Origin of the sequence: Pseudomonas sp. B21-036 (assembly GCF_024748925.1) — a bacterium.
GTDB lineage: Bacteria > Pseudomonadota > Gammaproteobacteria > Pseudomonadales > Pseudomonadaceae > Aquipseudomonas > Aquipseudomonas palmensis.
The window spans coordinates 2,966,417-2,986,890 of sequence record NZ_CP087178.1; the positions used below are offsets into that span (position 1 = coordinate 2,966,417).

18 protein-coding genes, 1 pseudogene and 2 riboswitches are annotated in these 20,474 nt (G+C 65.5%); of the genes and pseudogenes, 10 read left to right on the forward strand and 9 right to left on the reverse strand.

Annotated features, from left to right (window positions below; all coding sequences use genetic code 11):
* Window position 1: 1 nt before the first annotated feature.
* Window positions 2-1,072, reverse strand: a complete 1,071-nt coding sequence (cobW, locus tag LOY33_RS13370; RefSeq protein ID WP_043861454.1) for a cobalamin biosynthesis protein CobW — start codon at window positions 1,070-1,072, stop codon at window positions 2-4.
* Between the two features lie 97 nt (window positions 1,073-1,169).
* A riboswitch (cobalamin riboswitch) is annotated at window positions 1,170-1,369 on the reverse strand.
* A gap of 56 nt (window positions 1,370-1,425) precedes the next feature.
* Window positions 1,426-1,655: riboswitch (cobalamin riboswitch) on the forward strand.
* A 112-nt stretch (window positions 1,656-1,767) separates the two neighbouring features.
* Between cobW and LOY33_RS13375 the strand changes: the two genes are divergently transcribed.
* From LOY33_RS13375 to LOY33_RS13400, 6 genes are all read left to right on the forward strand, one after another.
* A complete protein-coding gene (locus LOY33_RS13375) occupies window positions 1,768-1,953 on the forward strand; it encodes a CbtB domain-containing protein (protein WP_043861453.1) in 186 nt (61 codons plus the stop codon).
* A gap of 11 nt (window positions 1,954-1,964) precedes the next feature.
* Window positions 1,965-2,654, forward strand: a complete 690-nt coding sequence (locus LOY33_RS13380) for a CbtA family protein (protein WP_054914568.1) — start codon at window positions 1,965-1,967, stop codon at window positions 2,652-2,654.
* On the forward strand, window positions 2,654-3,058 hold the full coding sequence (locus LOY33_RS13385; RefSeq protein ID WP_253087156.1) for a cobalamin biosynthesis protein: 405 nt from the start codon (window positions 2,654-2,656) through the stop codon (window positions 3,056-3,058). Before LOY33_RS13380 ends, LOY33_RS13385 begins: the two co-directional genes overlap by 1 nt.
* Before the next feature lie 28 nt (window positions 3,059-3,086).
* The gene (cobM, locus tag LOY33_RS13390; RefSeq protein WP_253087155.1) at window positions 3,087-3,833 is read left to right on the forward strand and encodes a precorrin-4 C(11)-methyltransferase; all 747 of its coding nucleotides are present in this window, start codon (window positions 3,087-3,089) and stop codon (window positions 3,831-3,833) included.
* A 295-nt stretch (window positions 3,834-4,128) separates the two neighbouring features.
* Window positions 4,129-4,743, forward strand: coding sequence for a response regulator transcription factor (locus tag LOY33_RS13395; RefSeq protein ID WP_043861449.1), 615 nt, complete (start codon window positions 4,129-4,131; stop codon window positions 4,741-4,743).
* A 7-nt stretch (window positions 4,744-4,750) separates the two neighbouring features.
* Window positions 4,751-8,047, forward strand: coding sequence for a transporter substrate-binding domain-containing protein (locus LOY33_RS13400; RefSeq protein ID WP_258658664.1), 3,297 nt, complete (start codon window positions 4,751-4,753; stop codon window positions 8,045-8,047).
* An 8-nt stretch (window positions 8,048-8,055) separates the two neighbouring features.
* On the opposite strand, the gene LOY33_RS26075 is transcribed toward LOY33_RS13400, so the two are convergent.
* The 3 genes and pseudogenes from LOY33_RS26075 to LOY33_RS13410 all read right to left on the reverse strand — a co-directional run bounded on the left by LOY33_RS26075 (window position 8,056) and on the right by LOY33_RS13410 (window position 10,484).
* Complete coding sequence (locus LOY33_RS26075) at window positions 8,056-8,595, reverse strand: methyl-accepting chemotaxis protein (RefSeq protein ID WP_373870429.1); 540 nt, start codon at window positions 8,593-8,595, stop codon at window positions 8,056-8,058.
* Window positions 8,593-9,375, reverse strand: a pseudogene (locus tag LOY33_RS26080) (PAS domain-containing protein); the annotation flags it as partial. The pseudogene LOY33_RS26080 and the gene LOY33_RS26075, both read right to left, overlap by 3 nt.
* 89 nt (window positions 9,376-9,464) lie before the next feature.
* Window positions 9,465-10,484: a LacI family DNA-binding transcriptional regulator gene (locus LOY33_RS13410; RefSeq protein WP_054914573.1), complete on the reverse strand. Its 1,020-nt coding sequence runs from the start codon at window positions 10,482-10,484 to the stop codon at window positions 9,465-9,467.
* A 207-nt stretch (window positions 10,485-10,691) separates the two neighbouring features.
* Here LOY33_RS13410 and LOY33_RS13415 point away from each other — a divergent pair, with 207 nt between their 5' ends.
* The gene (locus tag LOY33_RS13415) at window positions 10,692-11,231 is read left to right on the forward strand and encodes a gluconokinase (RefSeq protein WP_043861445.1); all 540 of its coding nucleotides are present in this window, start codon (window positions 10,692-10,694) and stop codon (window positions 11,229-11,231) included.
* A gap of 100 nt (window positions 11,232-11,331) precedes the next feature.
* Window positions 11,332-12,684 carry a GntP family permease gene (locus LOY33_RS13420; RefSeq protein WP_043861444.1) on the forward strand — a complete coding sequence of 451 codons (1,353 nt, stop codon included), beginning with the start codon at window positions 11,332-11,334 and terminating at the stop codon, window positions 12,682-12,684.
* 80 nt (window positions 12,685-12,764) lie between these two features.
* On the opposite strand, the gene yiaY is transcribed toward LOY33_RS13420, so the two are convergent.
* From yiaY to LOY33_RS13440, 4 genes are all read right to left on the reverse strand, one after another.
* Window positions 12,765-13,913, reverse strand: a complete 1,149-nt coding sequence (gene yiaY / locus LOY33_RS13425; RefSeq protein WP_258658671.1) for an L-threonine dehydrogenase — start codon at window positions 13,911-13,913, stop codon at window positions 12,765-12,767.
* A gap of 78 nt (window positions 13,914-13,991) precedes the next feature.
* Window positions 13,992-15,554, reverse strand: coding sequence for a threonine ammonia-lyase, biosynthetic (ilvA, locus tag LOY33_RS13430; protein ID WP_043861442.1), 1,563 nt, complete (start codon window positions 15,552-15,554; stop codon window positions 13,992-13,994).
* A gap of 190 nt (window positions 15,555-15,744) precedes the next feature.
* Window positions 15,745-16,197, reverse strand: a complete 453-nt coding sequence (locus LOY33_RS13435; RefSeq protein WP_043861441.1) for a PACE efflux transporter — start codon at window positions 16,195-16,197, stop codon at window positions 15,745-15,747.
* A 156-nt stretch (window positions 16,198-16,353) separates the two neighbouring features.
* The gene (locus LOY33_RS13440) at window positions 16,354-17,025 is read right to left on the reverse strand and encodes a DUF3313 domain-containing protein (protein WP_043861440.1); all 672 of its coding nucleotides are present in this window, start codon (window positions 17,023-17,025) and stop codon (window positions 16,354-16,356) included.
* An 81-nt stretch (window positions 17,026-17,106) separates the two neighbouring features.
* On the opposite strand from LOY33_RS13440, the gene LOY33_RS13445 reads away from it, so the two are divergent.
* Window positions 17,107-17,754 carry a DUF1345 domain-containing protein gene (locus LOY33_RS13445; RefSeq protein WP_054914577.1) on the forward strand — a complete coding sequence of 216 codons (648 nt, stop codon included), beginning with the start codon at window positions 17,107-17,109 and terminating at the stop codon, window positions 17,752-17,754.
* Window positions 17,755-18,032: 278 nt separating this feature from the next.
* Window positions 18,033-18,290 (forward strand): DUF1652 domain-containing protein, encoded by a 258-nt coding sequence (locus LOY33_RS13450; protein WP_258658676.1) that lies wholly within the window; start codon window positions 18,033-18,035, stop codon window positions 18,288-18,290.
* 9 nt (window positions 18,291-18,299) lie between these two features.
* On the opposite strand, the gene LOY33_RS13455 is transcribed toward LOY33_RS13450, so the two are convergent.
* Window positions 18,300-20,378: a bifunctional diguanylate cyclase/phosphodiesterase gene (locus LOY33_RS13455; RefSeq protein WP_058540139.1), complete on the reverse strand. Its 2,079-nt coding sequence runs from the start codon at window positions 20,376-20,378 to the stop codon at window positions 18,300-18,302.
* Between the last annotated feature and the right edge of the window lie 96 nt (window positions 20,379-20,474).

Sequence of the window (20,474 nt, forward strand, 5' to 3'; positions counted from 1 at the left end):
GTCAGGCGCCCAGTGCGGCGCGCAGGCTGGCTTCGAGTTGCACGGCGTCAAGGTCCTGGCCGATCAGCACCAGGCGCGTGGTACGTGGCTCGTCGCTGCGCCAGGCGCGGTCGAAGTGCTTGTCGAAGCGCGTACCCACGCCCTGCACCAGCAGACGCATCGGCTTGCCCGGAATGGCCGCGAAGCCCTTCACGCGCAGGATGCCGTGCTGCACCACCAGTTGGGTCAGGGCATCGAGCAGCAGGCTTTCGTCGGCCTGGGGCAACTCGATGGAGATGGAGTCGAAGGCATCATGGTCGTGATCGTCGTGGTCGTCATCGCCGTCATGGTGCGAATCGTGGTGGGTACGGCGCGCGTCGATGTGCTGCTCGGATTCGGCGCCCAGGCCCAGCAATACGTCCAACGGCAGGCGGCCGCTGCTGGCCTCCACCACCTTGACCGCAGGCGGCAGTTCCTCGGCCACCTCGGCGCGCACCCTGGCCAGGTCGTCGGCAGCGATCAGGTCAGCCTTGTTCAGCACCACCAGGTCGGCGCTGGCCAGTTGGTCGGCAAACAGTTCGTGCAGTGGGGACTCGTGGTCCAGGTTCGGGTCGAGCTTGCGCTGGGCGTCCACCTGGTCGGGGTAGGCAGCGAAGGTGCCGGCGGCCACGGCCGGGCTGTCGACCACGGTGATCACCGCATCGACCGTGCAGGCGTTGCGGATTTCCGGCCACTGGAAAGCTTGCACCAGCGGCTTGGGCAGCGCCAGGCCGCTGGTTTCGATGAGGATATGGTCCAGGTCGCCACGGCGCGCCACCAGCTCGCGCATCACCGGGAAGAACTCTTCCTGAACGGTGCAGCACAGGCAGCCGTTGGCCAGCTCGTAGACGCGCCCGCTGGCTTCTTCCTCGGTGCAGCCGATGCTGCACTGCTTGAGGATCTCGCCATCGATGCCCAGCTCGCCGAACTCGTTGACGATCACCGCGATGCGGCGGCCCTGGGCGTTGTCGAGCATGTGCCGCAGCAGGGTGGTCTTGCCCGAGCCGAGGAAGCCGGTAACGATGGTGACGGGGAGTTTGGCCAGTGTTTTCATGGGGGTGCCCTTGGCAGGATGGCGGGCATGCAGGACGAGAGCCGCAGGAGCCTTGCTGCCTGAGCGCATTCGCCACCGGATCACCCCGCCCGGTTGAAAGTCGGAAACTGTTCGAGGCAGGTCTCCTGGCTCGCGCTGTGCCGGCACGCCTGCCGGCTGCATCGACGCCTTCCCGCCCGGGGCAGTGGCACGGCCGATGCCGTTCAACGCTTACAGTTGCGGGGGCAGCCACGGCTTGAACCGTATTCCCGTCTTAGCTGCAGCCAGGGCCGCAGAACCTCGAAGCGGCTAGGCTACGCAGTGGTCCGGGGCAGGTCAACCGCTGTATTGACGGATGCCGGCGCGCATGATTTGCTAGCCGCATTCGTTCGGGTGCCTTTTTACAAGGTGAAACGGGAAACCGGTGCGTCAGCCGCTTCTGCAAAGAAGCAGCGACAAATCCGGTGCTGCCCCCGCAACGGTAAGCGAGGAAAGCGTCTTTACCACTGTGCCAGCTGTGCGGCATGGGAAGGTGACGCCCTCAGGCTGAGCATGCTGCCAGCCCTCGCAAGCCCGGAGACCGGCCCGATACAGTCATGACAAACCCGCGGTGGGCGGGCGCTGTTGAACCCCTGGGCGAGCCTCGCGCAGGGGTTGGCCGCGCTTGCCTGTTGCCGATAGCCCCGACGACACGACAACAGCAAAAGGAACGCGCCATGCCCATCAGTACCGCCAGCCAGCCCCTCGTCACCCCCACTACCCTCAGCCAGCGCCTGGCCGTCGCCATCGGTGCCTCGCTGCTGGGCCTTTGCCTGGTCTACTTCGCCGGCTTCTCGCACATCGAGGCGGTGCACAACGCTGCCCACGATACCCGCCACAGCGCCGCGTTCCCTTGCCACTGAGACCTGCCCCGATGATCAAGCGCATTGCCCGCACCGCAGGCTTTACCGGCCTGCTCGCCGCCCTGCTGCTGACCCTGCTGCAAAGCTTCTGGGTCGCACCGCTGATTCTGCAGGCCGAAACCTACGAGAACCCGGCACCGGCCGCCCAAACCCATGAGCATGCCGACGCCGCGGGTGAAGGCCACCACCACGATGCCGAGGCCTGGTCGCCTGAAGACGGCTGGCAGCGCGTGCTGTCGACCACCGGTGGCAACCTGGTGGTGGCGGTCGGCTTTGCCCTGATCCTGGCTGCGCTGTACACCCTGCGTGCGCCGGGCCGTACCGCCACCGGCGCAGCCTGGGGGCTTGCCGGGTTCGCGGTATTCTGCCTGGCGCCCACCCTCGGGCTGCCGCCAGAGCTGCCGGGCACTGCCGCCGCCGACCTGGCGCAGCGTCAACTGTGGTGGGTGGGCGCCGCGGCTGCCACCGCTGCCGGCCTGGCCCTGATCGTGTTTGCGCACAACTGGCTGCTCAAGGCGCTGGGTGTGGCATTGCTGGTTGTTCCGCACGTGATCGGTGCGCCGCAGCCGGAGGTGCACGAGAGCCTGGCGCCGCAAGCACTGGAGGCGCAGTTCAAGGTGGCGTCGCTGTTGACCAATGCCGCGTTCTGGCTGGCCCTGGGCCTGCTCAGTGCCTGGCTGTACCGTCGCCAGCCAGCCTGATGCAGTTGTATGCCGGGCTGGGCTGTCGTCGCGGCTGCCTGGCCCGCGAACTGGCCGCCCTGCTCCAGCAGACCCTGTTCGCCCATCACCTGCCCGCCTCTGCCCTCGCCGGGCTGGCCAGCATCGACCTCAAGGCCGGCGAACCCGGCCTGCATGAACTGGCCAGGCAACTGGGGTTGCCGCTGGTGTTCTTTTCGGCCGCGCAACTGGCCCCCTTCGAAAGCCGCCTGAGCCACCGTTCGCCCACGGCGTTCGCCCTCAGCGGCTGCCATGGGGTGGCCGAAAGCGCCGCGCTGGCCCTGGCCGAGCAACGCGGCGGCGCCAATGCCGCACTGCGCCTGCCACGCACCGTGCAAGGCGCCGCCACCCTGGCATTGGCCTGGGCCCCGCCGTTTGACGGATAATGCCGCGCAATCTTTCCAAGGATTCATCATGACCGTCTATTTCATCGGTGCCGGCCCGGGCGACCCCGAGCTGATCACCGTCAAGGGCCAGCGCCTGATCCACAGCTGCCCGGTGATCATCTATGCCGGCTCGCTGGTGCCCGCCGCCGTGCTCGAAGGCCACCGCGCCGAAACCGTGATCAACAGCGCCGAACTGCACCTGGGGCAGATCATCGAGCTGATGCGCACGGCCCACGCCAACGGCCAGGATGTGGCCCGCGTACACAGCGGCGACCCTGGGCTGTACGGTGCGATCGGCGAACAGATCCGCCACCTGCGTGAACTGGGTATCCCATTCCAGATCATCCCCGGCGTGACCGCCGTGGCTGCCAGTGCCGCCCTGCTCGAATGCGAGCTGACCCTGCCGGACATCGCCCAGAGTGTGATCCTGACGCGCTACGGCGACACCTCGCCGATGCCGCCGGGCGAATCGCTGGGGAGCCTGGCCAGCCACCAGGCAACCCTGGCCATTCACCTGGGGGTCAAGCACCTGGCCAGAATCGTCGAGGAACTGCGCCCGCATTACGGCAGGGACTGCCCGATCGCCGTGGTGCACCGCGCCACCTGGCCAGATCAGGACTGGGTGCTGGGCAGCCTGGACGACATCGTGCAACGGGTGCAGGCCAAGGGCTTTCGACGCACCGCACTGATCCTGGTGGGCCGGGTATTGGGCAGCGATACCTTCAGCGAGTCGGCGCTCTACCGCGCCGGGCATGCGCACCTGTACCGACCTTGACGGCCATTGACGGCGTCCCTCCCGGCCCCATGCCCGGCGCGTTCCCATGGGCGCGCCTGCCAATTCAACCGCCTCTGCTAGCGATAACCGGCCCAGACGATAGGAAATCGGCTACAGAACTTTCGAGCGCCTTGTAAGAAAAATCCTCTAATCGAACTGATTTCTTCCTCACTTCTATACTGGACGTACTCCTGCTGAGCGTTTCCACGTATCTTGGCCGCCTTGCCAGAGCCTGGGCAGGCGTCGCCCCGAACGGTTCGGGGCCTGGATCACCTCTCTGACAAGGAGTTGCGCGATGCCCAAAGTCTTGATCGTTGATGACCACACCACCATCCTCTTCGCCATCCGCACCCTGCTGGAGCGCGATGGCTACAACATCGTCGGTGAAGCCCGAGACGGCGCCAGTGCTGTCGAACTGGCGCGCAAGCTGCAGCCTGACGTGGTGATCCTCGATCTGGGGCTGCCACGCCTGGATGGCCTGAGCGTGCTGGAGCGGCTCAGCCAGTTGACCAACCCGCCACGCATCCTGGTACTGACCGGCCGCCCACCCCGGCTGTTCGCCCGCCGTTGCATCGAGTCCGGTGCCTCGGCATTCGTGCGCAAGGACGAAGACCTCGATATCCTGAGCGCCGCCCTCAAGGCCGTGCTCAACGGCTACTCCTACCTGCCCGATGCGTCACGCTTCAATGACCGGTCAAGCTCGGAACTCCAGCGCCTGGACAAGCTGTCCAACCGTGAGTTCGAGGTGCTGCGCCAGTTGGCCAAGGGCGCCAGCAATGGCGAAATCGCTACGGCGATGATCCTCAGCGCCAAGACCATCAGCACCTACAAGACCCGCATCATGGAAAAGCTCGGGGTGGTATCGCTGGTTGAGTTGATCGATGTGGCCAACCGCAACGCACTGACCTGAGCCGCCCATGACCAAGCGTTGCCTGCCTGCCCTGCTGCTCGCCTGCCTGGTGCAGTGGCTGGCGATAAGCGCCATGGCACAGGAGCCGGGGGTTGCCCGCCAACTGCTCGGGCGCTCGGTCAGCAGCAGTGCGCCACCCCCGCTGACCCTCGCCGAACGTCGGTGGCTCAAGCACAAGCAGGTGCTGCGCCTGGGCACCTCGGCGCCGGACTACCCGCCCTTCGACATCAATGTGAGCCAGCACGACTATGAAGGGGTCAGCGCCGACTTCGCCGGCCTGATCGGCGAGCAGTTGAAGATCCCGGTGCAGGTGCTGCAGTTCTCGAACCGTATCCAGGCCATCGCCGCCCTGCACAGTGGCCAGATCGACCTGCTGGGCAGCGCCAACGGCTACGAAGCCGCCGACAGCGCACTGGTGATGAGCCAGCCCTACGCCGACGACCAGCCGATCATCGCGACCCCCGTCGGCGTGACCCATGACCCAGACGACCCGCTCGACGGGCTGACGCTGTCGATGGTCGAACACTACCTGCCACCGCCGCTGGTCCGCCAGCTCTACCCCCGGGCGAACCTGCAAGTGTACGCCTCGACCATGTCGGCCCTGTCGGCGGTGGCCCTGGGCCAGGCCGATGCATTCATCGGCGACGCGATCAGTTCCGACTACCTGATCGGCAAGAACTACCGCGAAAGCCTGCAGATCTCCCACTACGTCAAACCCCAGCGCTCTTCCTTCGGCTTTGCCCTGGTGCGCGAGAACACCGCGTTGCTGGACCTGGTGAACAAGGCATTGGGCAGCATCACCGACAGCGACCGGTTGAACGTGATGCGCCGCTGGACCAGCGGCGTGAGCAGCATCCTGCTCAACCGGGCGGACATCGCGCTGACCGACGAAGAGCGACACTGGATCGCGCAGCATCCCAGCGTGCGCGTGGTCATCAACAAGTACTTCGCGCCCCTGAGCTTCTTCGACGAAAACCAGCACTTTCGCGGCATCACCGCCGACGTGCTGGCGCAGATCAGCCTGCGCAGCGGGCTGAAGTTCCAGATCATCGAGACCGACTCGGTGCCCACCATGATCAGCATGGTCGAACAGGGCGAAGCCGAGGTCGTCGGCGCGCTCAACTATGGTGAGCAGCGCGCCAGAACCCTGGCCTTCACCCGGCCCTACCTGGCCAACCCGCGGGTGCTGGTGACCAGCGTGCGCGATACATCGATCCGCCACCCCGACCAGCTCGACGGCAAGCGCCTGGCGATCATTCGCGGTACACCGGTGAGCGCCGAACTGCGCCAGCGCTATCCCGCCATCAGCCTGATCGAAGTCGACGACCCGCTGGCACTGATGGAGTACGTGGCCCAGGGCCGCGCGGACGCGGCGCTCAGTTCGCAGATCAACGCCGCCTACTTCATCAGCCGCATGTTCAAGGACCGCCTGCGCATCGCCACCCTGCTGGACGACACCCCGGCCCTCGCCGCCTTCGCCACCGAACGTTCTTCGCCACTGCATGCGATATTGGAAAAATCCCTGCTCAGCATCCCGCCCGAGCAGATGACCCAGCTGGTCAATCGCTGGCGCATCAACGCCCTGATCAGCGACACGCCCTGGCGCAACTACCGCTCGCTGGTGCTGCAGATTCTGGGCATCGCGGTGGCGCTGGTGCTTGCCATAGCGTTGTGGAACCGTTACCTGCGCAAGCTGATGCAGCAACGCGCCGAGGCCGAGCAGGCCCTGCAACTGCAGCTGCGCATCAGCGAACACCTGCTCGAAGAGCTGCATGTGGCCAAAGAACAGGCCGACAGCGCCAACCACGCCAAGAGCACCTTCCTGACCACCATGAGCCACGAGATCCGCACCCCCATGAATGCGGTGATCGGCCTGCTCGAGCTTGCCCTGAAGGATGCCGCCCAGGGCCGCACCGACGAGCACTCCCTGCAGGTGGCATTCGATTCGGCCAGCAGCCTGCTGGAGCTGATCGGCGACGTGCTGGACATCGCCCGCATCGAATCCGGACACATGAGCCTGGCGCCACAACCCACCGACCTGGGTGCGCTGGTACGCAGCACCGTGCAGGTGTTCGAAAGCAGCGCCCGTCTCAAGGACATCAGCCTGACCCAGGACCTGCAGCCCCCCGCCGCCCTGGTGGAGATCGACCCGCTGCGTTTTCGCCAGATCCTGTCCAACCTGCTGGGCAATGCCATCAAGTTCACCGAGCGCGGTGGCGTCAGCGTGCGCCTGCAGTGCCAGCCCACGCCGTGCGGCAAGCAGGTGCACATGCACCTGGCCGTCGAGGACAGCGGCATCGGCATCAGCCAGCCGGACCAGCAGCGCCTGTTCCACCCCTTCATCCAGGCCGGCAGCCAGCCGGCTCGCCAGGGCACCGGCCTGGGCCTGGTGATCAGCCGGACCCTGTGCGAACTGATGCAGGGCAGCCTGGAGCTGCACAGCACCCCGGGCCATGGCACCCAGGTCACGGTCAGCCTGCCGCTGATGCTGGCCAGCACCGCCAGTCAACCCGAGGAACCGGCCCAGGAGCCAACGGCCCAGGCCAGCCAGCGGCTGAACATCCTGGTGGTCGACGACTACCCCGCCAACCTCATGCTGCTGGAAAAGCAGCTGAGCGTGCTGGGCCATCGGGTGACCCAGGCCAGCGACGGCGCGGGCGGCCTGCAGGCCTGGCAGGCCGGGCGCTTCGACGCCGTGATCACCGACTGCAACATGCCCGGCATGGACGGCCACCAGCTGGCGCGCGAGATTCGCGCCCAGGAAGCCCAGGCGAATCGCCCGCCCTGCCTGATCCTGGGCCTGACCGCCAACGCCCAGGCCGACGAACGCGAGCGCTGCCTGGCGTCGGGCATGGATGACTGCCTGTTCAAGCCGATCGGCCTGGGCGCCTTGAGCCGTCACCTGTCGGGGGTGGATACCCCCGAGCCGCAGGCGCCACCCGAGCCCCGCGCCGAGGACAACAGCGGTTTCAACATCGACAACCTCAAGCACCTGACCCTGGGTGACCCACGGCTGATCAAGCGTCTGCTGACGGAGCTGGAGCGCAGCAGCGCCGAAGACCTCGAGGCGTTGCGTGCCCTGGGCTCAGGCGCGAGTCGACAGCAACTGCGCAGCCTGTCGCACCGCATCAAGGGCGGCGCCAAGATGCTCAAGGCCCATGGCCTGGTGGGGCACTGCGATGCGCTGGAGCAGGCCTGTACCGGCAAGGCCCCGGACAAGGCCATCGAGGCGTTGCTGGCGGCGCTGGAACAGAGCCTGAAGGATCTGCATGAACACCTGCAGCGATCCATCGCCGCCGGTTGAGATGAGGCTCAGTGCAGCTGCAGGGTCGAGTTGATCTGGCTGATGGCGTCCACCACGTGCTGCGAACCCTGCTGGATTTCCAGGATCACTTCCCCCGCCTCATTGGCCAGTTCCACCCCCAGCCCGGTGCGGCTGAGGCTCGACTGCATGCTGGCCACCGCATTGAGTGAAAGGTCGTGATTCTGGCGCACCACATCGACGATCTCCAGGGTCGCCTTGCTGGTGCGTGCCGCCAGGCTGCGCACCTCGTCGGCCACCACGGCAAAGCCGCGGCCGTGCTCACCTGCCCGCGCCGCCTCGATGGCGGCGTTCAGGGCCAGCAGGTTGGTCTGGTCGGCAATGCTGCGGATGGTCTGCACGATCTGCCCGATCAGTTCCGACTGCTTGCTCACCGCATCGATGCTGCGGGCTGCGGCATTGAGCTCGCGGGAGATCTCCTCGATCACCTGCACCGTATGCTGCACCACCTCCGAGCCCTTGCGCGCACAGGCATCGTTCTGCACCGAGGTGGCGTGGGCCGCTTCGGCTGCCGTCTGCTGGGTACACACCTGGTGGGTGATGTCGCTGGCAAACTTGACCACCTTGTACAGGCGGCCACGGGTATCGAAGATCGGGTTGTAGGAAGCTTCCAGGTACACCATCTGCCCGAGTTTGTTCTTGCGCTCGAAACGATGGGAATGGTACTCGCCGCGATTGAGCGAGGCCCAGAATGCCTTGTAGGCGCTCGACTCGCTTTCGCTGCGGTGGCAGAACAGGCTGTGGTGCTGGCCAATGACCTCCTCGGCCCGGTAATGCATGGTCTTGAGGAAGTTCTCGTTGGCACGGATCACATTGCCTTCGGGGGTGAACTCGACCATCGCCATGGAACGGCTGATGGCATTGATCAGGCTGTCGCTCTCATGCTCCTCGACCACCCGCCGGGTGATGTCGGAGGCGACCTTGATCACGCTGGTGACCTGCTGGTTGGCGCCGAACACCGGCATGTAGCTGGCCTCCAGCCACACATCGTGCCCGGCCTTGTCGCGCCGCAGAAAGGTACCGCTGTGGGCCTCGCCCCGCGCCAGGTCGCGCCACAGGGTGCGGTACTCATCGCTCTTGACGTAGTCGGGCTCGCAGAAAATGCGGTGGTGCTTGCCGATGATCTCCTCGGCGGCATAGCCCAGGGTGGAGCAGAAACGCTCGTTGGCTTCGAGAATCACCCCGTCGGGGCTGAACTCGATCATGGCCATCGAGCGACCTATGGCCGCAAGCTTGGCATTGGAGTGGTGTAACGCTTGGGTGCAACGCTCGATTTCAGCCAGGTCAGACTTGCGATGGGCGTTAAACATTGGTTACCACTCCATTGGCGGTTTTTGCTCAGCATAGATGCACTTCTGTACCCTGCAAGCCAACTGCCATCACCGTTTATCACCCCACGTCAACTGCTTTCGCGCACCATCAGTTCGAAGCCCAGGTCCTGGGTGCGCGGCTGCCCGCCCTTGCCGTCGAGCAACGCCAGCAGCGCCTGCGCAGCCTGCCGCCCCACGGCAGCGCGCGGGGTGCGAATGGAGGTCAGGCGCGGTACCAGGTGAGCCGATGCCGGCAGGTCGTTGAAGCCCACCATCGCCACCTGCCCCGGCACCTCGATGCCCTGGCGCAAGGCCTGCAGAATCGCGCCCTGGGCCAGGTCGTCGTTGCAGAAGAACAGCCCGTCCACCTCCGGGTGACGCTCGAGCAACTGGCTGAACAGCTCGCCGCCCAGGCCGATGGATGACGGCTGCGGTGCGAGCATTTCCAGTGCCGGGTCATACAGCCCTGCATCGTCGAGCGCCTGGCGGAACCCGTCGGCGCGTTGCATCACCCGCGGATCGAGCTGCGCGGCAATGAAGCCCAGGCGCCGCCGCCCGCGTTCGATCAGGTGTCGGGCGGCCGCGCGCCCGGCCTGCTGCTGGGAAAACCCGACCGAAGTGGCCGTGTCCGGCCCACCCAGCTCCATCATGTGCACGCAGGGCACACCACTGGCGGCCAGCATCTGCTGCGACGCCTCGGTGCGGTCAAAACCGGTGAGCAGCATGCCGCACGGCTGGTAGGCCAGGTAGTTGCGAATCAGGTTCTCCTCTTCGGCCACGTCGTAGTGGAAGTTGCCGATCAGCACTTCAAGGCCGCGCGGGCGCATCACGTCGTGGATGGCTTCGAGGGTTTCGATGAACAGCTGGTTGGACAGCGACGGAATCAGCACCACCACCGACTGGCTCTGTGCCGACGCCAACGCGCGGGCTGCCGGGTTGGCGACATAGCCCAGCGCTGCGGCAGCATCCTTGACCTTCTGCACTAGTTCCGGGGCAACCGTGCTGATGCCGCGCAGGGCGCGCGAGGCGGTGATCGGGGAAACCCCGGAAAGCCTGGCCACTTCAGCCAGGGTGGGACGACCGGTAGTACGGGAGCCAATGCGGGTCATGGGGGCTTTTATTTTTCGGCTTGCAAAGAGAAGGGAACGGGCACTAAGGTAGCGCTGTCTCAGACGTCAGGCAATGCATAACTGCAGGTGCACGGCGATGAGCGCCCAGACTGCTTTTACAAAACCAATAACAACCGGGTGGGAAGCCGCCGAGGCGTTGTCAGCCTCGGCCAAAGATAGCGCTATCTCGCCCCGCAGGAGGTACCGATGAACTCTCCCCTGTCCGCTATTGTGGTGATGGGCGTGGCTGGCTGCGGCAAGAGCTGCGTCGGTTCTGCCATCGCCGATTGCAGCGGCGGCCGCCTGATCGAAGGCGATGCCTTTCACCCTGCCGCCAACATCCAGAAGATGAGCGCCGGCATTCCCCTTGACGATGACGACCGCGCTGGCTGGCTGATCCGCCTGGGCGAAGAGCTGCAGGCCACCCTCAAGGCCGGCGAACGGCCGATCCTCACCTGCTCGGCGCTGAAAAAGCGCTACCGCGACGCCCTGCGCCACGCCGTACCCGACCTGGGCTTCGTGTTCCTCGAACTGACGCCCCAGGAAGCCGAACGCCGCGTGCTGGCACGCCCCGGCCACTTCATGCCGGCAAGCCTGATCGACAGCCAGTTCGCCGCCCTGGAGTCGCCGCGCGGCGAAACCCTGACCCTGACCCTGGACGCCACCCAACCCATCGCCCAGCTGGCCCGTCAGGTAGACACCTGGCTAAAGCCCTGCGGTGAGTCGGCGCTGGCGCGAACTGCCTGATTTTCCGGCAGTTTTCCGGCTCACCAAAGATAGCGCTGTCTCGACTGCTGCACGCTGTAAAAGTTCCGCCCACAACAATGACAATACGAGGCACTGAACCATGTTCGGTCTGGCAACTGATACCTACCTCTTGCTTGATGCACTGGTGACCATCATCGGCCTGGTGCTGCTGATCACCCACTTCAAGGTGCACCCTTTCGTGGCGCTGACCCTGGCTGCGGGCTTTCTGGGCCTGACCTCCGGCATGCCGGTAGCCAAAGTGATGAAGTCGTTCCAGGACGGTTTCGGGGGCGTACTCGGCTTTGTCGGGATCGTGCTGGCACTGGGCACCATGCTCGGCAAGCTGATGGCCGATTCCGGCGGCGCCGACCAGATCGCGCAAACTCTGATTCGCGCCTTCGGCAAGCAGAAGGTGCACTGGGCCATGATGTTCGCCGCCTTCCTGGTGGGCATCCCGCTGTTCTTCGAAATCGGCTTCGTGCTGCTGATACCCCTGGTGTTCATCGTGGCCCGGCGCACCGGCGTATCGCTGATCAAGATCGGCATTCCGCTGCTGGCCGGGCTGTCGGTGGTGCACGGGCTGGTGCCGCCGCACCCGGGCCCGCTGCTGGCCATCGGCGTGTTCGGCGCCGACATCGGCAAGACCATCTTCTACGGGCTGATCGTGGCGCTGCCCACGGCGATCATCGCCGGGCCGCTGTACGGCACGTTCATTTCGCGGTACATCCCCGGCTCGCCGTCCCAGGAGCTGATGGACCAGATCGCCCGCGAAGCCGAGCGCACGCAACTGCCCAGCTTCGCCATCACGCTGGTAACCATCCTGCTGCCGGTGTTCCTGATGCTGCTCAAGACCTTCGCCGACGTGGTACTGCCGGCCGAGCACATCTTTCGCCAGTGGATGGACCTGATCGGGCACCCGATCACGGCGCTGCTGGCAGCCCTGCTGCTGGCCTTCTACACCTTCGGCTCGGCCCAGGGCTTCAGCCGCCAGCAGATCATGAAGATGCTCGACCAGAGCCTGGCGCCTACGGCGGCAATCGTGCTGATCGTGGGCGCCGGGGGCGGCTTCAAGCAGATGCTGGTGGATACCGGTGTGGGCAACGTGATCGGTCAGATGGCGGTGCAGGCGCAGATCTCGCCGATCATGCTGGCCTGGCTGGTGGCGGCGGTGATTCGCATCGCCACGGGCTCGGCGACGGTGGCGACCATTACCGGTGCGGGTATCGTGGCCCCGGTGATTGGCATGATACCGGGCGTGAACCGCGAGCTGTTGGTGCTGGCCACGGGGGCCGGCTCGCTGATCCTGTCGCATGTCAACGATGCGGGCTTCTGGCTGGTCAAGCAGTACTTCAACATGACCGTGGCCGAAACCTTCAAGACCTGGAGCATGATGGAAACCATCCTGTCGGTGGTGGGCATCATCTTCATCATGCTGTTGTCGCTGGTGGTCTGACGGCATCGCCGCAAAGCCAGCCCACAGGTTCTGGCTGTACCGCAGAACCCTGTGGAAGCTGGCTTGCCAGCGAAGATGCGCTAGAAGGCTGCCTTGAAGATCGCCTCGATCTCGGCCTGGCTGGCCCGCCGCGGGTTGGTCAGGCCGCAGGCATCCTTGAGCGCGTTGGCCGCCAGGGTCGGCACATCCGCCACCCGCGCACCCAGCACCTCCAGCCCCGGCGGGATCTCGATATCGTCGCTCAGTTGCACGATGGCCTGGATCGCCGCATCGGCACCCTGCGCCGCGTTCAGCCCCTCCACCGCCACGCCCATCGCCTGTGCCACATCACGCAGGCGCGCCGCGCTCACCGCCGCATTGAACCGCTGCACATGGGGCAGCAGCACCGCGTTGCACACCCCGTGCGGCAGGTCGTAGAAGCCACCGAGCTGATGCGCCATCGCATGCACGAACCCCAGCGAAGCATTGTTGAACGCCATGCCGGCGAGGAACTGCGCATAGGCCATGTTCTCCCGCGCGGTCAGGTCCTGCCCGTCGATCACCGCCTGGCGCAGGTTGCGGCTGATCAGCTCGATGGCCTTGAGTGCGCAGGCGTCGGTGATCGGCGTGGCCGCCGTGGATACATAGGCCTCGATGGCGTGGGTCAGTGCATCCATACCGGTGGCCGCCGTCAGCGACCTGGGCATGCCGACCATCAGCGCCGGGTCGTTCACCGACAGCAACGGGGTGACGTTGCGGTCGACGATGGCCATTTTCACGTGGCGCGCCTCGTCGGTGATGATGCAGAAGCGCGTCATCTCGCTGGCCGTACCGGCCGTGGTATTGATCGCGATCAGCGGCAATTGCGGCTTGGCGGAGCGGTCGACCCCTTCGTAGTCGCCGATGTGCCCGCCATTGGTGGCACACAGGGCAATGCCCTTGGCGCAGTCGTGGGGTGAACCGCCGCTCAGCGAAATCACGCAGTCGCAGTGCTCGCGCTTGAGCATCGCCAGGCCCTGCTCCACGTTGGCGATGCTCGGGTTGGGCTTGGCGCCGTCGAACACCACCGAGTCGATGTCACGCATCGCCAGCTGCTCGGCGATTCGCTGTGCCACGCCGGCCTTGGCCAGCCCGGTATCGGTGACGATCAACGCCTTGGCAAAGCCATAGCCGACAATGGCGGTCATGGCTTCGTCCAGGCAGTCGATGCCCATGATGTTGACGGCTGGGATGAAAAACGTGCTGCTCATGGCGGTATTCCTCAGGCTTTATATCTCTGCCTCAAGGATCCGCCCGTGGGCCGCAGGGCATGTTGATCCAGCGCAAAGTCAGCCAAGAAACAGCCGATAGGCCGGGTTGTCGGTCTCGTCCCAGTAGCGATAGCCCATGCCGTCGAGGGTGCCTGGCAACTGCGCCAGCTCATCGTCCGGCACCTGCAGCGCCACGAATACCCGCGCCTCGGCAGCCCCGTGGTTGCGGTAGTGGAACAGGCTAATGTTCCAGCGCTTGCCCAGGCGCTCCAGAAAGCCCAGCAAGGCGCCAGGACGCTCCGGGAACTCGAAGCGCAGCACCCGCTCGTCGAGCGAGGGGGCCGAGTGGCCGCCCACGGTGTGGCGGATATGCAACTTGGCCAGCTCGTTCTCGGTCAGGTCCAGCACCTCGTAGCCCTGCCCGGCCAGGCTGGCCAGCAACTGCGCGCGCGGGTCGGTGTGCGGGTGGGTCTGCACGCCGACGAACAGGCGGGCCTCCTTGCCGGGCTGGTAGCGGTAGTTGAACTCGGTGATCTGGCGCTGGCCCAGGGCCTGGCAGAAGGCACGGAAGCTGCCCGGCTGCTCGGGGATGGTCACCGCGATGACCGCCTCGCGCTGCTCGCCCAGTTCGGCGCGTTCGGCCACATGGCGCAGGCGGTCGAAGTTGACGTTGGCACCGGAGTCGATTGCCACCAGGGTCTGGCCCGTCACGCCGCGGCTGGCCACGTACTTCTTGATCCCGGCCACCGCCAGCGCACCGGAAGGCTCGGTGATCGAGCGGGTGTCGTCGTAGATGTCCTTGATGGCCGCGCACAGCTCGTCGCTGCTGACCGTGACCACTTCGTCCACGTAATGCCGGCACACCTCGAAGCAATGCGCGCCGATCTGCGCCACCGCCACGCCGTCGGCGAAGGTGCCGACCTGGGGCAGCACCACCCGCTCGCCAGCGGCCAGCGCGGCCTGCAGGCAGTTCGAATCATGCGGCTCGACGCCGATCACCTTTACCTGCGGGCGCAGGTACTTGACGTAGGCGGCGATGCCGGCGATCAGGCCGCCGCCACCCACCGGCACGAAGATCGCGTCCAGCTCGCCCGGTTGCTGGCGCAGGATCTCCATGGCCACGGTGCCCTGCCCTGCAATCACGTCCGGGTCGTCGAACGGTGGCACGAACGTGGCGCCTTCGCTCTGGGCCAGTTGCAGCGCATGGGCCAGCGCCCGCGGGAAGCTGTCACCGTGCAGCACCACATTGCCGCCACGCGAGCGCACCCCTTCGATCTTCAGCGCCGGAGTGGTGGTGGGCATCACGATGGTGGCGCGCATGCCCAGTTCACGGGCGGCCAGCGCCACGCCCTGGGCATGGTTGCCGGCGGACGCGGTGATCACCCCGCGCTCGCGCTGCTCGGTGCTCAGGCGACTGAGGCGGGTGTAGGCCCCGCGGATCTTGAAGGAAAAGGTCGGCTGCAGGTCTTCGCGCTTGAGCAGCACGTTGTTGCCCAGGGCCTCGGACAGCGCCCGGGCGGGCTGCAGGGGCGTCTCGATGGCCAGGTCATATACCGGTGCGGCAAGAATCCTTCGCACGTAGTCCGACAGCAGGCTGGTGGCGCTGGTCGAGGTGCTGGGGCAGACGGTAAGGCTGGTCATCGGTGACTCCTGGTTTTTTTTGAAGTGCCCAGGAGTCAGAAAGGAAAAACCCGCCTCCAGGGCGGGTTAGGTGCAAGGTGCTCGCTAGCCCGCCAATCTGATAATGGCGGTAATAATGCTGTGCGAAGGCAACGCTGCGAATAAGGTCATGGCAGCGAAACTAGCCCAGGGCCTTTTTCAAGTCAATCATTCATTTTGCGCTCGTGCAGGCTTGCACGCCGCGTTCGTGCGCCGATTCGGGCACGCCGAACACCCGGTCGAAGCCCCACTGGAACACGAAGGCGTACACGAAGAAGAACACGAACAGCGCAAGGTTGGTGCCCAGTGCCGCCCACAGGCTGATGTCCAGCCACCAGGCCACCACCGGCAGCAGGATCAGCACCAGCCCGCCCTCGAAGCCGATGGCATGCAGCAGGCGCCGTACGAAGGTGCGGCTGCGTCGGGCCTGACGTGCCTCCCAGAACTCGAACAGGTAGTTGTAGAGCATGTTCCAGCCCAGGGCCATGCCCGACATGATCACCGACAGCACGGTGGAATGGGCCATGCCCTCATCGAAGGCCAACGCCAGGGCCGGTGCGACACAGGCCACCGCGATGACTTCGTACAGAATGGCCTGGGTGATCTTGCGGGTAACGCCTTGCATGACGGGCTCCTTTCAACGGTATGCCGCGCAGGCTAGGCTGATTGAAGCCGGGTTTCAATGCTGAAGCGGTCAACTGTCGTCGGCCGCAGGGGCCGGCAGACCGGCCAACACGCTGCCAGGCCATTGCGGGGCTCCCCGAATGGCCTGGCACAGGGCTCAATGGCCCTTGAGCTTGAGGTAGGACTGGTGCAGGTCGGACGCCCAGCCATCGAGCACTGCCTTCACATCGTCGGCCTTCATCACCTGGCTGTCGTTTTCCAGCGGCTTGCCACTGCCCTTGCGCACCACCTGGGCGAGCACCTTGTTGTTGCCGCCATCCAGAAACTGCGCCTCGGTGGCGATATCGGTTTCCTGGTCGCGGATGCCCGATGCAGTGCTTACCGCCGCGGCTACCAGCGCCACCGGAATCACTTCGTATGCCTTCAGGCCCTCGGTCTTGCTGCTGACGGCCGTGATCGCCGGGCGTACCACGATCACCCCCGGGCCAGGGCCGGTGGCCAGCGGCAACGACTTGCCCAGCTCGCGCTTGAGCGCCTGGTCGTAGTAGTGGGTGATGCCTTGCAGGGTGCTCTGCGGAATCCGCGCGGTAGGTTGCGGCTTGGGATACAGCTGGCTGGGCTCGATGTATACGCTGGTGTAGCGGTCGAGCTTGAGGTTCGGGTCGATCCAGCGCATCACCGTGGCACCGGAGGGCGAGGTGGTCTGCTTGAGACGGCTGTAGTCCTTGAGGAACCCGGAGTACTCGTCGGGCTGCACGGTGCTGCTCGAACAACCGGCCAGGCCCAGCCCGGCCAGGCACAAGGTGCCGATGATCAATGCGTGTTTCATGCGGTCGCTCCAGTGGCGCCTGAAGAAAGGCTTCCTAGGTATAGGCTACAGTTGGCGGTGCATCCATCGACGTGAGGCAACATGGCATTCCACAAACTGGCCCATACCCACCCGCGCCTCAGCGCCGCCGCACTGGTCGGCTGCCTGGGCGGCGTGTTCATCCCGGCAGACAACCTGGTGCAACACATCCTGGCGGGCTGGAACCTCGGGGTCTGGCTGTACCTGCTGCTGGTGTTCTGGCTGACCCTGCGGGCAAAACCGGGCCAGGTGCGCAAGGTGGCCTGCATCGAGGACGAAAATGCCGGGCTGGTGCTGTTTACCGTGAGTATCGCGGCCATCGCCAGCCTTGCCGCAGTTACCCTGCAACTGGCCAGCAGCAAGGGCCTGACCGGCAGCACCCAGGCCCTGCACTACCTGTACACCGGCCTCACCGTGGCCGGCTCGTGGCTGCTGATCGGCACCATCTTCAGCCTGCACTATGCGCGCCTGTTCTACACCAGCACCGCCAAGCAGCCGCTGCTGCGCTTTCCAGACGAGGAGCGCAACCCCGATTACTGGGACTTCCACTACTTCTCGTTCACCCTCAGCGTCGCGGTGCAAACCTCCGATGTGGGCGTCGCCGGGCGTGAACTGCGCCGGGTGGTGCTGGCCCACTCGGTGATCGGTTTCGTGTTCAACACCGCTATTCTGGGTTTCACCATCAACATCGCCGCCGGCCTGCTCAGCTGAGCCCGCCGCTGGTCTGAAATACCCGTGGCCCCACCCTGCCCGCTTCAGCGGCCATGACAGCCTCACCCGCCGCAATGCGGACCACGCAAACGCTTGCGCAACCCACACATAGCAAAAAGCCATTGTGACGCAGGTCAAACATCCTGCAACGGGGCGCAAACAAGCGGCGGACAGCGGCCGCATCGGTGCTATGGTTAGGGTCTTGGCCTTCCTTGGGCAGCGTGTCCCGGGTACAGGCATGCTCAGCGAATCGGGGTCAGCTGTAAAAGGAGGCCGGCATGAACAAGCTCACGTTTCCCAACGCCTGCCAGATGATGCGCTGGCACTTCCATCCCCTGGGCTTTGAAGCCAGCATGGATGCACCCCGCAGCATGGTGGCGCGCGTGTTCAACCGCGCCACCGGCGAAACCCTGCTGGCGATTGCCGGCATTCCGTGCGCCACACTGATGGCGGCGTCGGATGTGGAGCGCATCATCGAAGCGGTGGAAGACGAGCTTGAAGCGTTCCAGCCCTCGTGTGCGCTGCGCTCGGCCTGACGCTGGCGCTCAGGCCTGCCCCACCGCCAGTCTCTCGATATCAGCCATGAAACGCTCGGCCGGCAGCGGCTGACCGAGCAGGTACCCTTGCAACGAATCACACCCCAGACGGGTCAGGAAGTCCTGCTGGCGGTCGGTTTCCACCCCTTCGGCAACAATCCTCAACCCCAGTGCCTGCCCCAGCGCCACGATGGCCGACACGATCGCGGCATCGTCGCTGTCCTGCTCCAGGTCGCGCACGAAGCCACGGTCGATCTTCAGCTCGTTGGCCGGCAGGCGCTTCAAGTACATCAGGCTTGAGTAGCCGGTACCGAAATCGTCGATGGACAGGTCCACGCCCATGTCCGACAGGCGCTGCAAGACCATCAGGCTCGCATCGGCGTCGTGCATGGCGGTGGTTTCGGTGATCTCCAGGGTCAGGCTGTTGGCCGGCAGGCGATGACGCTGCAAGGCCGACGCCACGCTGTCAACCAGCCCGGCATGGCAGAACTGGATGGCCGACAGGTTCACTGCAACCCGCCAGTTTTCATAGCCCTGGTCCATCCAGCTGCGCATCTGGCGGCAGGCCTCGTCCAGCACCCACTCGCCAATCGGGATGATCAACCCGGTTTTTTCCGCCAGCTGGATGAAGCGATCGGGCAGCAACATGCCGTGCTGCGGGTGCTCCCAGCGCAGCAGGGCCTCGGCACCGATAGGCTGGCGCCCCACCGCATCGAACTTGGGCTGGTAGAACAGGCGCAACTGGCGCTGCTCCAGCGCCATGCGCAGGTCCTGCAGCAACTGGAGCTGCAGACGCGCGTTGCTGTTCATCGACACATCGAAAAAGCTGTAGGCGTTCTTGCCGGCGCTCTTGGCGTGGTACATGGCCGCGTCGGCATTGCGCAGCAGCTCCATCTGGTCGGCGCCGTTGCCGGGGTACAACACGATGCCGACGCTGGCGGAGATCTGCAGGCTCTGCTCGGCCACCCGGAACGGGCGCGACACCAGGTTGACCTGCTTGGCGGCCACCCCCACCGCATCTTCAGGCTCGTCCAGCTCCACCAGCAGCACGAATTCGTCACCGCCGATGCGCGCCAGGGTGTCCTGGCTGTGCAGGTGGCCACGCAGGCGCATCGCCACCTCCTTGAGCAACTGGTCGCCGGTGTGATGGCCGAACGCGTCGTTGACCGGCTTGAACCCGTCCAGGTCGATGAACATCAGCGCAAAGCAGCCGCCCTGCTCGGCCACCTTGGCGATGGCCTGCTCGATACGGTCGGTCAGCAGGCTGCGGTTGGGCAGCCCGGTGAGGGTGTCGTGCAGCGCCAGCTGGGTCAGCTCCTGGTTGGCCAGGGTCAGCGATTGCGCCAGCTCCGCAGTGCGCGCCTCCAGGCGTGCATCCAGCACCGAGGTCAGCAGCGCCACCGCCAGCACCGCCAGGGTGGTGATCAGCACCAGGTAGTCCAGGCCACTGCCGCTGAGCCCACCGTCCAGCGCGCCACAGAAGCTACCGTCGGCAAAATTGGCCGCTGCCATGCCGGTGTAGTGCATGCCGACGATGGCAATGCCCATCACCACGGCGGCGCCGCCGCGAATCTGGCGTACATACGGGGTATTGCGGCGCAGGCGGAAGGCGATCCACAGTGCGGCCACCGACGCGCCTACTGCAATCAACAGCGAGGCGGCGAACAGCAGCGGGTCGTAGTCGATGCCCGGTTGCATCTGCATGGCGGCCATGCCGGTGTAATGCATGCTGCTGATGCCCGCGCCCATGATCAGCGCCCCCAGCGCCAGCACGCGGCCCGGCAGGCTCGGCTGGCTCACCAGCCACAGTGCGAAGCCCGACGAAAGCACCGAGATCACCAGCGACAGCGCGGTGAGGCTCAGGTCGTAGCCCAGCTCGATGGGCAGGCTGAAGGCAAGCATGCCGATGAAGTGCATCGACCAGATCCCGGTGCCCAGGGCCAGAGCACCGCCGACCATCCACAGGTACGCGGCACGGCCCTTGGCGGTGGCGATGCGCCCGGTCAGGTCCAGCGCCGTGTAGGACGCCAGAATCGCCACGCACAGCGAAATCAGGACCAGCGAGGAGGAATAACTACCGTTGAGCATGAAGGTTCCAAGGCCCGGTTGACGGGCGCTGTCCCGGCCCGGTGAAAAACCGATGATTGTACTCAACCTTTAGCGAAACGCACGGAGTTTCCGAGG

Bases quoted from the DNA above. Each gene is read 5' to 3' on its own strand.
- cobW (WP_043861454.1), bottom strand. From the start codon at position 1,072: ATGAAAACACTGGCCAAACTCCCCGTCACCATCGTTACCGGCTTCCTC.
- LOY33_RS13375 (WP_043861453.1), top strand. From the start codon at position 1,768: ATGCCCATCAGTACCGCCAGCCAGCCCCTCGTCACCCCCACTACCCTC.
- LOY33_RS13380 (WP_054914568.1), top strand. From the start codon at position 1,965: ATGATCAAGCGCATTGCCCGCACCGCAGGCTTTACCGGCCTGCTCGCC.
- LOY33_RS13385 (WP_253087156.1), top strand. From the start codon at position 2,654: ATGCAGTTGTATGCCGGGCTGGGCTGTCGTCGCGGCTGCCTGGCCCGC.
- cobM (WP_253087155.1), top strand. From the start codon at position 3,087: ATGACCGTCTATTTCATCGGTGCCGGCCCGGGCGACCCCGAGCTGATC.
- LOY33_RS13395 (WP_043861449.1), top strand. From the start codon at position 4,129: ATGCCCAAAGTCTTGATCGTTGATGACCACACCACCATCCTCTTCGCC.
- LOY33_RS13400 (WP_258658664.1), top strand. From the start codon at position 4,751: ATGACCAAGCGTTGCCTGCCTGCCCTGCTGCTCGCCTGCCTGGTGCAG.
- LOY33_RS13410 (WP_054914573.1), bottom strand. From the start codon at position 10,484: ATGACCCGCATTGGCTCCCGTACTACCGGTCGTCCCACCCTGGCTGAA.
- LOY33_RS13415 (WP_043861445.1), top strand. From the start codon at position 10,692: ATGAACTCTCCCCTGTCCGCTATTGTGGTGATGGGCGTGGCTGGCTGC.
- LOY33_RS13420 (WP_043861444.1), top strand. From the start codon at position 11,332: ATGTTCGGTCTGGCAACTGATACCTACCTCTTGCTTGATGCACTGGTG.
- yiaY (WP_258658671.1), bottom strand. From the start codon at position 13,913: ATGAGCAGCACGTTTTTCATCCCAGCCGTCAACATCATGGGCATCGAC.
- ilvA (WP_043861442.1), bottom strand. From the start codon at position 15,554: ATGACCAGCCTTACCGTCTGCCCCAGCACCTCGACCAGCGCCACCAGC.
- LOY33_RS13435 (WP_043861441.1), bottom strand. From the start codon at position 16,197: ATGCAAGGCGTTACCCGCAAGATCACCCAGGCCATTCTGTACGAAGTC.
- LOY33_RS13440 (WP_043861440.1), bottom strand. From the start codon at position 17,025: ATGAAACACGCATTGATCATCGGCACCTTGTGCCTGGCCGGGCTGGGC.
- LOY33_RS13445 (WP_054914577.1), top strand. From the start codon at position 17,107: ATGGCATTCCACAAACTGGCCCATACCCACCCGCGCCTCAGCGCCGCC.
- LOY33_RS13450 (WP_258658676.1), top strand. From the start codon at position 18,033: ATGAACAAGCTCACGTTTCCCAACGCCTGCCAGATGATGCGCTGGCAC.
- LOY33_RS13455 (WP_058540139.1), bottom strand. From the start codon at position 20,378: ATGCTCAACGGTAGTTATTCCTCCTCGCTGGTCCTGATTTCGCTGTGC.